Source organism: Alloacidobacterium dinghuense (genome assembly GCF_014274465.1).
Classification (GTDB): domain Bacteria; phylum Acidobacteriota; class Terriglobia; order Terriglobales; family Acidobacteriaceae; genus Alloacidobacterium; species Alloacidobacterium dinghuense.
In genome coordinates this window covers 4,445,083-4,458,026 of record NZ_CP060394.1, presented here as the reverse complement: position 1 = coordinate 4,458,026, position 12,944 = coordinate 4,445,083, and the positions used below count along the sequence as shown (strand labels likewise).

The window sequence follows — 12,944 nt, the reverse complement described above, 5'->3', positions numbered from 1 at the left end:
GATGGTTACCAAAAAAGCCACGTTGCGTGTGGCCAAGCGTCTGGATGAAGTCGGTTTTTCCGACATCGTTCAGATTCGCAACAAGGTCATGGAACTGCGCAGCGCGGGCCAGCTTGTGCATGCATTTCACGGCGGCGAGCCTTTTTTTGAAACGCCCGAGCCAATTAAGTATGCAATGATCCGGGCTATGGTGGAGAACAAGACAAAGTATGCGCCCTCTTCCGGGATCATGCCGCTGCGTGAGGCCCTGGTCGAGAAGTTGCGAACCCGCAATCATCTCGATGTGGCATTGGATGATGTGCTGATTACATCTGGTGGGGCGCATGCGTTGTATGTCGCTTTTCAGGCGGTGCTTGATCCTGGTGATGACATGTTGCTGTTTTCACCATATTGGACGCCAATTCGTGACATGGTAACGGCTGCGCAGGCGCGGCCTCTGCTTGTCCCCACGGCAAGCGCGCGGCGCAATGGGCTGACTAAGGCGCTGGAGCAGTTCTCCACGCCTCACACCAAGGCGATCTATTACAACACCCCGCAGAATCCTTCTGGGGCGGTATTCTCGCGCGAGGAAGCGGAGGAAGTTGCATCGTTTGCCAGGAAGCATAACCTCATTGTGATTGCTGACGAGGCTTATGAAGATCTCGTGTACGAGGGCGAGCACGTATCGATCGCATCTTTGCCGGGAATGGCAGAAAGAACAATTTCGACCTTCACGTTTTCGAAGAGTTATGGAATGACCGGCTGGCGCGTGGGGTACCTCGTCGCTAAAGAACCGTTCATAACCGGACTGCGCAAGCTGGTTCTTTATTCGGCCAATGGCGTTTCTACGCCATCGCAATGGGCGGCGCTGGAAGCATTGGCGACGACGCAGAGTTTTATCGACCGGCGCAGGGAAGAATATCGTGAGCGGCGCGATCTGTTGGTGAATGCGCTCAACGAACTCGGACTCGAATGCGAAATGCCACAGGGCGCCTTTTACGCGCTGCCGAGTGTCTGCAAAATCCACAAGGACAGCCGAAAGGCAGCTACGATTCTGTTGGAAAAAGCCCATGTGGCGACCATTCCGGGAGTAGTTTTTGGAGCGCAGGGCGAGGGCTGCGTGCGCTTCGGTTACTCAGTTCCGATGGCTGCCATCGAAGCTGGCATTGAGGCGTTGTCAAAATTTCTTAAATGATGGGGTTCGACGAAGCTCCTATCCGTTTTCTTTGCACCCAGTTGCCGACCTTCGCCGTCTAATCCAACATGCCACTACGCGGTTTCTTGACTCGATGTACTATTTTTGCCCTTTTGGCGTTCGTCTCGGTGTCTTTGGCGCGCGCGCAATCTGTTGCATCTGTCGATGACATTCCTGATGCTCCGGATACCGCTCTTGCGCAACAGACCTCGGATCAGAGCGGGGGCATGCGGAGCCAGCAGCAAACCAGTGCGGATCCCACCAACCTGGAGGGAAAGCAAACGAAACGTATCCTGTGGATTGTGCCGAATTTTCGTTCAGTTTCGGTTGATGAGAAGCTTCCGCCTCAATCGCTCAAGGACAAGTTCGTCACCACGACGCTGGACAGCTTCGACTATTCAGCGTTCATCTTTGCCGGCATGCTGGCCGGCGTAGCACAGGCAGAGAATTCCTATCCGGAATTTCACCAGGGAGCCGCTGGATATGGTCGGTATTACTGGCATACGCTTGCCGATCAGGCCGTCGAGAACTACAACGTCGAGTTCATCTTTCCGACTGTATTGAAGCAGGATTCGCGCTATTACACGCTGGGACGCGGCGGTATCATCAAGCGGACAGCGTATTCTTTCTCCCGCGTCTTGATTACCCGCACAGATTCCGGCAATGAGACGTTCAATACTTCGGAGATTATGGGCGCAGGCTCGGCATCTGCAATTTCAAGCCTCTACTATCCAAGCCGCGAACGAACCTGGACAAAGATTGGCCAGCATTGGCTCACAAATGTCAGCCTGGACGGCATGACATTCATCTTCAAGGAATTCTGGCCTGATATTAACAACGCCATTTTTCACCAGAAGCAGTAAGGTCTCGCTCTCTGTTCGGTTAGCATGAGAACAGCATCGCCATAGACCAGGGAGCGAAGTCTGCATGGTGAAGGTCGGAGTTCCGCACTGGACGGATGAGTCTTTACTCGCAAAACTGCCTGCGGACGTAGTTGTTCGAGTTCTGCCCAAAGCGCCGTCTGCGCCGATTGAGATCGATTTTTGGGCTGCGCCGTTATTTCGGAAAGACGCTGAGCCGGTAGCACCCTATCTGCGCGGTGTGAAGGTCGTGCAATCCCTGCAGGCGGGAGTCGACTGGGTGCGATCCTTCGTGCCACCGGGAGCTGTTCTCTGCGATGCGCAAGGTGCGCACAATGTGGCGACTTCCGAGTGGACGGTCTCGGTGATTCTGGCCGCGACGAAATTCCTGCCTTTCTATTTTGACCTGCAAAGGGCTGGCAAATGGATTTCGCGTGAGGCTGCGGAAGACAATTACCGGTCAATCTATAAAACCGACAAGCACAGCTATCCACCGGTCTTGATCGAAGAGTTGGCTGGCAAAACAGTCATGATCGTCGGTTACGGTTCGATTGGCAGGTCGATCGAGGAACGTCTCGCGCCATTTGGAGTGAATTTCATTCGCATTGCGCGTACAGCAAAATCTGGAGTGGAATCGGTCGACCGGCTTCTCGACCTCCTCCCGTCAGCTGACGTGGTTGTACTGATTGTGCCGCTCACTCCTGAGACGCACCACTTGATGGACGCCGGCGCAATCGCTCGCATGAAGCAGGGCGCGCTACTGGTGAATGCTGCACGAGGACCAGTGGTCGAAACGGATGCCCTGGTTGAGGCACTCAGGGAAAAGCGGATCCGCGCGGCGCTCGATGTAACGGATCCGGAGCCGCTGCCTGCGGGACACCCTTTGTGGAGCGCACCCAATCTGCTGCTGACGCCTCACGTCGGAGGATCGAGTCCGCTTTACATGTCGCGGGCTTTTGATCTGGTCGCGGAACAGGTGAAGCGATTCGCAAAGGGCGAGCCGCTTAAGAATGTTGTCGAGGGAGACTACTAATAACCTCGGCAAAATGCAGGGCGCGCCTGCTTGTGCTTTGAGCGATCTGTTCGCGGCAACTGAAGCCATCTGCAACTAACAATGTTTCCGGAGACGCCATGCGAACGGCCGGCAGCAGCACGCGCTCGCCAAGTGTCTGCGACACTTCATATTTTTCCTTCTCAAAACCGAAGGGACCAGCCATGCCGCAGCAGCCTGAGTCCAGCATCTCAACCTGTGCGCCCGTTGCCATAAGGATGGCGAATTCATCATTCATTTTCATCAGCGACTTGTGATGGCAGTGGCCATGCAGAACGATCTGTTGTCCAGCAAGGGACGGAGGCTTGTACCCGACGGCCTTTTGCGCAAGAAACTGGCTTAACAGGAGAGTCTGATCGCTGAGACGCTTTGCCCGCATGTCTGTGGGGAAGAAGTTCAGTAACTCATCGCGAAAGACGCTGGCGCAGCTTGGCTCGAGAAAAATAAAGGTTGTTCCTGCGTCGATCTGTGGAGCGAACTGCTGCAGGACTCTTTCAAGATAGCCGCGCGCCTCCTTTAGAAATCCAAAATCATAGAGCGGACGCCCGCAGCAGACATGCTGCTTTGGTGTGTACGGAGCGAAACCAGCATCCGTGAGCACTTGCCGCGCCGATTGGAGGACACGCGGATGGTAGTAGTTGTTCCAGGTGTCGGGCCACAGCAACACCTGGGCCTGCGAGCGCGCGTCTGAGGCCAGGTGACTTTGATAGCTGTGCGCGGCGAATCGTGGAAGCTCGCGCTGCGGAGCGATTCCCAGAGTTTGTTTGACTAGAGACACCACACCCGGGATCTGCAACGGCATGTTCGCGAGGCGCGTGGTGATCCCGGGAACTATCGACGCTAGGCGAGCCCAGCGGTCCATGAAGCCGAAAGCGTAGTCGCGCAGAGGATGACTGTGCCTTTCGTGATAGTGCGCGAGGAATTCAGCCTTGTAGGTGGCCACATCGACATTGACCGGGCACTCGCGCTTGCATGCTTTGCATGAAAGGCACAGATCGAGCGCCTCGCGTACCTGCTCATTCCCCCAGTCCCGATCGAGTACATCACGCTCCATCAGTTCCCATAAAAGATGAGCTCGTCCACGCGTCGAATGACGCTCTTCCTGCGTGGCCATATAGCTGGGGCACATGGTTCCGGGATTTTTTTTGCGGCATGCGCCCACGCCAACGCAGCGCAGCGTGGCCTCGGCAAACGATCCTTTGTCGTCCGGGAATTGAAAATATGTGTCGAACTTTTTGGATTCGTAACCTGCGCCCAACCGCAGGTTCTCATGCGGTTCGTAGACGTTGACCGGATCTATGAGCTTGCCGGGGTTCATCTTGTTCAGCGGGTCCCAGAGCGCTTTGAATTCGCGGAATGCCTGCATCAGCTCAGGACCGAACATCTTCGGCAGAAGCGCTGCGCGCGCCTGACCGTCGCCGTGCTCGCCGGAAATAGACCCACCATGCGCGATAACAATGTCTGTCGCGAGATCGAGAAATGTGCGGAATTTGCGGATACCGGGTTCGCTTTCGAGATCGAAGTTGATGCGCATGTGCACGCAGCCCTCGCCGAAGTGCCCGTACATGGGGCTGCGATAGTCGAACTCTTTCATCAGTTTGAACGTCTCGCGCAGGAAAGAGCCAAGTTTTTCCGGAGGAACGCCGGCGTCCTCCCATCCCTCCCATCCATGCGGCTCACCAGGAATGAAAACGGTCGAGCCCAGCGCAGATTCGCGAACATGCCAGACGCGCGGTGCCTCGGCACTGCTATAACTGCGAACGACGGCGGGCGTCTGCGCTATGGCTTGCAGAAATCTTTCGACCTGCGCATCGGCATCTTCCGCCGACCATCCACCGAACTCGACAAGGAGATGCCCGCGCCCTTCAGGTAGAAGAACGACGTCATCAACGGCAAGCTCCTTGCGCTTCATGAAATCGACCAGCATGCCGTCGAAGCCTTCGAGACCAATCGGCTTGTATTCGAGCACAAACGGCACGTGGTCCGCAGCGATGAAAGGGTCGGCAAAGCCGAGGCCAACCAGTCGCCGATATGGCGGACTTGGTTTCAAGTGCAGCGTTGCTCCCAGCACCGTGACGCACGTGCCTTCGCTGCCAACCAGGGCGCGTGCTACATGGAAGCCATTCTCCGGAAGCAATTCGTCGAGATTGTATCCGGAGACGCGACGCGGGATACGCGGAAAGCGCTTGCGCACGAGATCAGCATATTGATCGCGGATACGGCGGAGTCCGGTGTAGATTTCACCGCTGCGTCCACCGCCAGCGATGATCGCACTCAGTTCTTCTTCAGTGGTTGCGCCCACAGACAGCTTTGTCCCGTCGTAAAGGGCAATGTTGAGCGAGTGGATGTTGTCGACAGTCTTGCCGCCCATCAACGCATGAACGCCGCATGAGTTGTTGCCAATCATGCCGCCCAGTGTGCAACGGCTGTGTGTGGCAGGGTCAGGCGCAAATGTCAGGTGATGCTCTTCAGCAGCCTCGCGGACACGGTCGAGCACGATGCCCGGCTGAACGTAGGCAAGCTTCTTTCCCGGATCGAGCCACTCGATCGAGTGCATGTACTTCGAGAAATCGAGCACGACGGCAACGTTGCAGCATTGGCCGGAAAGACTGGTGCCGCCGCCGCGTGCCAATATGGGCGCGCCAAATTCGCGACAGGCAGCGATGGCCGCTTCCACGTCAGCGGCATCGCGAGGAATGACTAGCCCGATGGGCACCTGGCGATAATTCGATGCGTCGACGGCGTAGAGGGCGCGAGATGCCGGATCGAAGCGGACTTCGCCACGGATGACGGACTGCAGCTTCTTCTCTAGATCGCGAGAAGCATCAAAGCCTTCATGCGGATGATGCGTGTTATTCAGAACCGGGAAGGGCGAGACGGAAGTCACGCCAGTATCGTAGCAGTTCGCGGACTTACGCTGCCTCTGTCACATAGTCGGTTTCGAGCGTCGTGTCGCGTCCCCGTTCGCTGCCAATTGCGTCAAGAAGCAAAGTGACAATAATTGAGACCAGCAGATTTGCCAGAAGTGCAGGAACAGCTGCGTACACTGTCCACACATGACCGCCAATGTGCAGAGGATAGATGGAACTTTTCAGGTCACGGGCAAACGCCATACCAGTTCCTGTCGCCATACCTGCCAACCATCCCCAGAAGAGAGCGCGCCCGTGCAGCCAGCGCGTAAAGAGCCCTAAGACAACCGATGGAAAGAGCTGTGTAATCCAGATTCCGCCGAGCAACTGCAACTCGATCGCGTACTGCGCGCGAACAAAAAGTACGAAGACGAGAGCGCCCACCTTAATAAACAAAGACACGAGTTTGGCCTGCGTGGCCTCCTGCTTGGGAGTCATCGACCGGTGGATCAGTTCACCATAGAGGTTGCGCGTGAACAGGTTCGCGGACGCGATGGACATGATCGCAGCAGGAACAAGCGCACCGATGCCTATTGCCGCCAGGCAGAATCCGGCGAACCATCCGGGGAACTCCTGCACAAAGAGCAGAGGTACTGCGCTTGATGTGTTTGCCGTGTGAACTCCCGCGGCAAGCGCGACGAAGCCGAGCAGCGCGATGAGCGCCAGCAGCAGGTTATAGGCAGGCAACAGCGCCGCATTGCGCTTGATGACGGTCCCGCTGGATGAACTGAGCACGCCGGTCGCCGTATGTGGATAGAGGACGATGGCGAGGGCCGAACCGAAGGCCAGAGTCGCATAACTCAGGTACTGAGACGGCTGCAAAATGACCGAAGCGGGAGGCTTTTTCTGTGCGAGCGCCGTGCTGGCTGCGGAGAAAACATGCGCGTATCCGCCCAGTTTCATCGGGATAATAATGATCGCTGCCAGCACCATGATGTACAGCATGATGTCCTTCACGATGGCGATGACGGCAGGCGCGCGCAGACCGCTTGAGTAGGTGTAGGCGGCAAGAATGATGAAAGCAGCTATAAGCGGCCATTCGCCGTTGATGCCGAGAGCGGCAATCACTTCTCGCATCCCAACCAGTTGCAAGGCGATGTACGGCATGGTTGCAAGAATTCCAGTGAGTGCAATGGCAATCGAAAGTGACCGGCTGCCAAAGCGTCCGCGTACAAAGTCAGCCAGCGTTACGTAACCGTGACGGTGACAAACCTGCCACAGCCGCGGCAGCACAAGCATCATGTATGGATACAACAGAATGCAGTAGGGAATCGCAAAAAATCCCGGCGCGCCAGTTCCGTATAGCGCTGCAGGGACGGCGATGACGGTGTAAGCAGTGTAAAAGTCGCCGCCAATCAGGAACCACGTCACGAGCGTGCCGAAGCGACGTCCGGCTAGGCCCCATTCTTCCAGGCTGTTCAGGTCGCTCCGCTTCCAGCGCACAGCCCAGAAGCCTGCCAGCGTGACCAGCAGGAAGCAGGCACAAAAAATCCCAGTGGCAACTGCGTGCAGTGAGGATGTCATGTCGCGTGCCATTGATCTTAGATGATTTCAGCGAATCCTGACAGTCGGAGAACCAGAGTTTGACTTCTCTTCATTCACCTCTGCTACACTCAATGGTTTTCCAGTTTGAGGTTCCCCGATGTCTGACACACTGACTGCATCCACCCCGCTGCCACTTACACAACTGAATGAGGATGAGCAGCTTTTCCGCTCTACCGTGCGGGATTTTGCGCAACAGAGCATCGGACCGCTGGTTCGTCAGATGGATGAAGAGCAGCATTTTGCCCCGGGACTGTTGCCGCAGCTCTTCAATCTTGGCCTGATGGGAATCGAGACTCCGATTGAATATGGCGGCAGTGGCGGAACGTTCTTTGAAGCTATTCTCGCCGTTGAAGAAATCTCTGCCGTCGATGCATCCGTTGGAGTGCTCGTCGATGTGCAGAATACACTCTGCGTCAATGCGTTCCTCCGTTGGGGTTCAGAAGCGCAGAAGAAAACCTGCCTGTCACGACTGGCCACCGACACCGTCGGCGCATACGCCCTTTCGGAAGCTGCTTCCGGTTCGGATGCCTTCGCCCTGCAGGCACGCGCGGAATTGCGTGGCGATCACTACATCTTGAACGGCCAGAAGCTCTGGATCACGAACGCGAAGGAAGCCGGCGTGTTTATCATCTTTGCCACGCTCGATCCTGCTGCCGGATACAAAGGCATCACTGCATTTATCGTTGAGAAGGATTTTCCCGGTTTTTCTGTTGGCAAGAAGGAAGACAAACTAGGTATCCGTGCTTCTTCGACATGCGAGCTGATCCTCGAAGACTGCCGCGTGCCTGTGTCGAATGTTCTGGGCGAGCCGGGCAAGGGCTACAAGATTGCCATCGAGACGCTGAATGAGGGCCGGATCGGCATTGGCGCGCAGATGCTAGGGCTCGCGCAGGGAGCATGGAACTGCGCAGCGGAATATGCGCAGGAGCGCAAGCAGTTCGGCAAGCCGATCGCGGAATTTCAAGCTGTTCAGTTCTCGCTTGCAGAAATGGCAACCGAGATCGAAGCCACGCGACTACTCGTCTATAACGCCGCCCGCTTGAAGGATGCGAAACTCAGCTATATCCGCGAAGCAGCGATGGCCAAGTATTTTGCCTCGCAGGTTGCTGAACGAGTCGCTAGCCAAGCGGTCGAAATCTACGGTGGCTATGGTTTCGTCAAGGATTATCCGGTTGAAAAGTTCTACCGCGACGCCAAGATAGGAAAGATCTATGAAGGCACGTCAAATATGCAGCTTGCAACCATTGGCAAGCTTGTGTTGAACAGCAAGTAGACCGGCAGATGGTAGTGTCGTTCGCCACCCTCGCTCATCTAAACTAGTGATTGGCAGACATTCAGACTATCTCCCCCGAAGTTCCAGTTGAGCTGCACCCCAGACATCGCAGTCTGCTGCCGTTTCTTGGCTTGGCGTGTGGTGTAGGTGTTTCGAATATTTATTACAACCAGCCGCTTCTACTCGAAATGGCTCACAGCCTGCACATCGACCACAGCAAGATGGGCACGGTTGCGGTGGCCACGCAGGTCGGCTATTCCATCGGTATTCTCGCCTTTGTTCCGCTCGGAGATGTAATCGAACGCCGCAGCCTCATGGTGCGGCTTTTCGCTGGAGTCGCGATTTCGGCTCTGCTTGCGGCCTTGGCGCCCAATCTTGCAACGTTGCTTGCCGCGAGCATCGCGATAGGTCTCACTGCGGCGGTAACCCACGTGGTTGTTCCAATCGCTCCGGATCTTGCCGACGACGAAGAACGCGGGCGGGCGATTGGCACAGTCATGACGGGGCTCCTCCTTGGCGTCCTGCTGGCGCGCTCCGTCTCGGGCTGGATCGCATCTTTCTTTGGATGGCGATCTGTTTTTATCTTCGCTGCGCTGTGCAATGCGGTCTTCGTTCCGTTGATGCTGCGCAAGCTGTCTAAACTGCCGCCTCATTCGCCCTTGCCTTACGCGCAAGCACTTCGTTCGCTCTGGACGCTGACACGCACGCATCCGCTATTGCGTGAATCTGCGATCATCGGCGGCCTGGTCTTCGCGGCCTTCAGCGCATTCTGGACAACGCTCGTCTTTCTGCTCGGATCAAACCACTACCACTTGGGGGCCGGCACGGCAGGTAGTTTCGGAATTCTAGGCGCAACAGGTGCACTCATTGCCCCTGTTGCCGGGCGCGTCGCCGACCGTCGTGGATCGAGAGCCGTGGTTACGCTTGGCCTCTCGTTGCTCGCAATTGGCTTCTGTATCCTTTGGATGCTGGGATATCACATCCTCGGGCTGGTTTTGGGCGTGATTGTGCTCGACCTCGGTGCACAGGCGAATCAGATCGCAAACCAGACGCGCATCTTCGGGCTTGAGCCTGGAGCACGCGGCCGCATCAACACCATCTACATGATGATTTACTTTCTCGGCGGCTCACTCGGTTCACTTCTTTCCACCATGGCCTGGTCTCGCTGGGGCGGAGTCTGCGCGCTGGGGTTGGGGTTGCTTGGGCTGGCGGGGCTGCGTCACACCACAGGAGCACTTGCCAGCCGGGCTGTTGAAACAGCTTAGAAGTGTAGATAGGCTCCTACAGCCGGTTCGCTGCTCAGGCGCCATGTTCCTGTCTTGAATCTCGGGTCACCGTAGTCGGGAGTCTGATGGTAGAGGCCGCGATACTGCACGCGCAGGCCAAAATGTGACGTCAGGATTGGGAAATCGCCTCCCACACCAAACGTAATCGCTGCCCGCGCTTGTGCGCTTGCGTTTTGTCCGCCATTCAGAGTCGGCGCATATAAGAGAGCGCTGACACCCGCAAGCCCAAACGGCCGAACTCCCAGAAGACTTGGAGAACTCAGCAGGTAGGAGCCTTCGAATTCATGCACGTTGTGCTGTATGGCAAATGGGTAGCTGGAGTAGCGGTCGGAGAAGCGTGTGTACCCGTATCCGGCTTCGTATCCCAGCAATGGGCTGTAGACGTGGCGGAAGGTCGCCTGGCCGCCGATAGAGTCCAGCGGCTTCACTTCAATGCCGTTCCCGTTCGATGAGCTGGTGAACTGGCCGAAGACGTTCAGCCCGACTTCGCTGTTCTTGAGGTAACTCTGTGCGCTTGCCGGTTGAGCAAACAGTGACGCCACAAGCAGCGCCGCAAACATCAGGGATGGCTTCCAACAGCTTCGGTACATTGCCAACATCGGGTCTCCCTTAGTCATACTAACGAAACTCTTTGCGCCGCGGCAGTAACCGCGGCGATGCGGGTTTCCGCAGAGGCGTCCGCGCTGGTAAAGTCAAACTATGATCAAAGGCATTACCTCAATCCGTCAGACCAGCACTCCGGCTGTGTTCGATACGCTTGAGAGCTTCTTCTCTGCACTGGGGTTTGAGCGTGGGAAGGACTGGGACGAGGAGCAGAGCCGTGGCCGCGCCTTTCTCGCGCCGCTGGGCAATCTGGAGTTCATTGACGGAACGCTGCCGTCGAATGCGGATGTCTTTGTCGAGGTCGTGAGCCTGGATTCCGTGCGGGAGGTTGCGGAGAAGTGGCTGACGAAGAACCTTGGCGATGCCGAGGCGTCGCGGCGCATTACAGCTACTGCGGATACGGATTGGAAGTCGCGGATGTTTACGGTTGAGCCGGTTCCCGGAACTGCGTTCTCGTTCTGGGAGTGGCTGGATCCGCTGAAGGGCAAGCCTGTTGCGCTGGAGGGTGATCTTTCGGCGGAAGGGATGCGGTTTGCTGTCATCGTGGCGCGTTGGAATGCGGTGATTACGGATCGGTTGTTGCAGGGCGCGCTCGATTGCCTGTATCGCAGCGGAGCAAAGCGTGACGACGTTCAGGTTCTGCGCGTTCCGGGAGCATGGGAGATTCCTTCGGCGGCGCGAAAGGTTGCGAAGACGGGAAAAGTTGACGCAATTGTGACATTAGGCGTGCTTTTACGCGGTGAAACTGCGCATTATGAGGCGATTTACAACGAGGTTTCGCGCGGAATCGGCCAGTCGCAGCAGGAGACAGGAATTCCGCATGCTTTCGGCGTGCTGACCTGCGAGACGCTGGAGCAGGCTCTGGATCGCGCCGGGCTGAAGGCAGGGAACAAGGGATTTGAGGCGGCATCGGCGGCGATCGAGATGGTGTCGCTGCATCGCAAAGTTGGAGCTACGGCGTGAGCGCTCCTGGTAAGCGCCGCAAGTCGCGCGAACTTGCCATGCAGATGCTCTTTCAGCTCGACATGGGCAAGAACACGCCCGATCAGGTTCGCAATACATTCTGGAAGGCTCGCGACGAGGATGATGCTGACGTTCGCGGCTTTGCTGAGGATATTTTCCGCGTTGCCGTTGCCCGTGAGCCTGAGGTGACCGAGCTGATCGTGAAGCATTCGGCGCATTGGAAGCTGGAGCGCATGGCCAGCGTCGACCGCAACGTTCTGCGCATGGCGATTGCCGAGATGCTTGGGTTTCCGGGGACGCCGGCGCCGATTGTGATTAACGAGGCGCTGGAGATTGCGCGGAGGTATTCGGCTCCGGAGTCGATTAACTTTCTCAATGGGGTTTTGGATGCTGTGGCCAAGGCCCGGCTGAACGGGTAGTCCCCCTCCCCTCCTGTACTCTTCCTTTCTTTTGTTTTCAATGGTTTACGGGGGGATCATCCCCCGCTATCCCCATGATTTTGCTAGGGTTAAGTGCATTTTAGTGTTTTCAATGACTTACGAGGGGGTCCGGTACTCTTCTGGAAAAGGAAAACGCCCGCTTTTCGACGGGCGCTTTTGTATTCTTCTTCTATTTCTATGATAGCAAGTTTTGCTAAATAGTACGCCAATGACTGGCTTGTCTTAAGTGGTTTATTTTTAATGATTTGTACACCAAGTTACTATTGATACCTCTTGACAGGTTGTGTGCCGCTGAAGGGAAAGCAGATCCTTCGCTCTTGCTCAGGATGACATCGGTTGGCATAAGGGATCGCCCTCCCACCCTTTCGCAGACTCCGCGAAAGGATGGGGCACCCTTCCGAGGCGAAAAGCAGGCCTTTTGCTCATGACGACATCGGTTTGGTGGAGCCCTCCCGGCTGCGTTGGTCGACCACTTCGTCAAACGCCCTGTGCGCGGGTGGGTAGAAGAGAATTACCAAGGCAGTAACGAGCGCAATGAAACCAATAATGACGAGTTCCATAAGAGACCGCAGGCTAGGAGGGAACGATTCCGGTGATGGCTTTGGCAGCTTCCACAGCTTGATCTCGGTCGGGATATCTCCTCATGATCACGACCTCCCCTGAGAAGGCATCGACTACCAGAAGTTCGTGCTCTTCAAAATCAGGAATTTCGCGCACATTGGCGCAGAGGCCAAGTCGTTCGTTTGTGAAACTGGCAACCAGGAATGGGGGATCTACTGCGGTACTCATGCAACCTCTTCATAGGCAGAATATTGCATCTGCATACTCAAGCCTATCGAG

11 protein-coding genes are annotated in these 12,944 nt (G+C 56.4%); 7 read left to right on the top strand and 4 right to left on the bottom strand.

Annotated elements, in window-relative coordinates; genetic code table 11:
- The first annotated feature begins 1 nt into the window (after nt 1).
- The 3 genes from H7849_RS18395 to H7849_RS18385 all read left to right on the top strand — a co-directional run bounded on the left by H7849_RS18395 (nt 2) and on the right by H7849_RS18385 (nt 3,067).
- Nucleotides 2-1,174, top strand: a complete 1,173-nt coding sequence (locus H7849_RS18395) for a pyridoxal phosphate-dependent aminotransferase (protein ID WP_186741389.1) — start codon at nt 2-4, stop codon at nt 1,172-1,174.
- A 128-nt stretch (nt 1,175-1,302) separates the two neighbouring features.
- Nucleotides 1,303-2,037 (top strand): hypothetical protein, encoded by a 735-nt coding sequence (locus tag H7849_RS18390; RefSeq protein WP_186741387.1) that lies wholly within the window; start codon nt 1,303-1,305, stop codon nt 2,035-2,037.
- Nucleotides 2,038-2,101: 64 nt separating this feature from the next.
- The gene (locus tag H7849_RS18385) at nt 2,102-3,067 is read left to right on the top strand and encodes a 2-hydroxyacid dehydrogenase (protein WP_222439679.1); all 966 of its coding nucleotides are present in this window, start codon (nt 2,102-2,104) and stop codon (nt 3,065-3,067) included.
- On the opposite strand, the gene H7849_RS18380 is transcribed toward H7849_RS18385, so the two are convergent.
- Nucleotides 3,039-5,972: an FAD-binding and (Fe-S)-binding domain-containing protein gene (locus H7849_RS18380; protein WP_186741385.1), complete on the bottom strand. Its 2,934-nt coding sequence runs from the start codon at nt 5,970-5,972 to the stop codon at nt 3,039-3,041. The genes H7849_RS18385 and H7849_RS18380 overlap by 29 nt on opposite strands.
- A 25-nt stretch (nt 5,973-5,997) precedes the next feature.
- Entirely contained in the window at nt 5,998-7,530 is a 1,533-nt protein-coding gene (gene mctP / locus H7849_RS18375; RefSeq protein WP_285288898.1) for a monocarboxylate uptake permease MctP, read from the bottom strand.
- 106 nt (nt 7,531-7,636) lie between these two features.
- Between mctP and H7849_RS18370 the strand changes: the two genes are divergently transcribed.
- Together H7849_RS18370 and H7849_RS18365 are read left to right on the top strand one after the other, a co-directional pair.
- The gene (locus tag H7849_RS18370) at nt 7,637-8,812 is read left to right on the top strand and encodes an acyl-CoA dehydrogenase (protein ID WP_186741384.1); all 1,176 of its coding nucleotides are present in this window, start codon (nt 7,637-7,639) and stop codon (nt 8,810-8,812) included.
- A 50-nt stretch (nt 8,813-8,862) separates the two neighbouring features.
- Nucleotides 8,863-10,077, top strand: a complete 1,215-nt coding sequence (locus H7849_RS18365) for an MFS transporter (RefSeq protein ID WP_251106348.1) — start codon at nt 8,863-8,865, stop codon at nt 10,075-10,077.
- On the opposite strand, the gene H7849_RS18360 is transcribed toward H7849_RS18365, so the two are convergent.
- Nucleotides 10,074-10,688: an outer membrane beta-barrel protein gene (locus tag H7849_RS18360; RefSeq protein WP_186741382.1), complete on the bottom strand. Its 615-nt coding sequence runs from the start codon at nt 10,686-10,688 to the stop codon at nt 10,074-10,076. The two genes, H7849_RS18365 and H7849_RS18360, sit on opposite strands and share 4 nt — an antisense overlap.
- Before the next feature lie 109 nt (nt 10,689-10,797).
- Between H7849_RS18360 and ribH the strand changes: the two genes are divergently transcribed.
- Both ribH and nusB read left to right on the top strand, forming a co-directional pair.
- On the top strand, nt 10,798-11,664 hold the full coding sequence (gene ribH, locus H7849_RS18355) for a 6,7-dimethyl-8-ribityllumazine synthase (RefSeq protein WP_186741380.1): 867 nt from the start codon (nt 10,798-10,800) through the stop codon (nt 11,662-11,664).
- Nucleotides 11,661-12,083 (top strand): transcription antitermination factor NusB, encoded by a 423-nt coding sequence (gene nusB, locus H7849_RS18350; RefSeq protein WP_186741378.1) that lies wholly within the window; start codon nt 11,661-11,663, stop codon nt 12,081-12,083. The genes ribH and nusB overlap by 4 nt, the downstream gene beginning before the upstream one ends.
- Nucleotides 12,084-12,677: 594 nt before the next feature.
- Here the strand turns inward: nusB and H7849_RS18345 are convergent.
- Nucleotides 12,678-12,893, bottom strand: coding sequence for a hypothetical protein (locus H7849_RS18345; RefSeq protein ID WP_186741376.1), 216 nt, complete (start codon nt 12,891-12,893; stop codon nt 12,678-12,680).
- Nucleotides 12,894-12,944 lie beyond the last annotated feature (51 nt).